The organism is Mesorhizobium sp. M2A.F.Ca.ET.037.01.1.1 (genome assembly GCF_003998075.1).
Taxonomy (GTDB): domain Bacteria; phylum Pseudomonadota; class Alphaproteobacteria; order Rhizobiales; family Rhizobiaceae; genus Mesorhizobium.
In genome coordinates, this window is the sequence record NZ_RZSA01001762.1 from 1 (window position 1) to 499 (window position 499).

The following is a 499-nucleotide window of genomic DNA, read 5'->3' on the forward strand; positions in this document are numbered from 1 at the left end:
GCGCTCAGAGCCACCAAGGGCGCTGACGAGTCGTCCAAATCCGCCTCAAGCAGTCGGCCAGCGATCGATTTTTGCAACCAATTGCAACTGCCCTGCCACAAAGGATAAGCGCCTAATAACAAAGTGGACATTTGCGTCTGCACAGTTGCCCTTTGCCTCTACTGTGCATAGAAGCACATTGCAGGGGTGTGACGGGGCTGGGTAGTAGGCGTGGGTTCTAAATTCGAAAAGCTAAATAGGCTGCGCGAGTCTTTGCGTGAGTCTAACCATGATTTCCGTGCGAGTACCCAGCTGTTTAGCAGCCTAGACGTCGCCAAGATCGATCGCGATATGGATCTCGCCGGTCGCGGGAAGGAACGTGGCGAGTCGAACCAACCGCCCAAAAACGCAAAGAATCTTGACGACGTCGAACATGCCATCATCGAACGGGTCGAAGACGAGAAGAAGGCTTCCTATCACACCCTTGAGGATAGCCTCCAACTTCTAGGTGGGCGATTAG

1 pseudogene is annotated in these 499 nt (G+C 53.7%); it reads left to right on the forward strand.

The window, feature by feature from the left end:
* Nucleotides 1–210 precede the first annotated feature (210 nt).
* Nucleotides 211–499: pseudogene (locus EOA27_RS41790) on the forward strand (hypothetical protein); the annotation flags it as partial.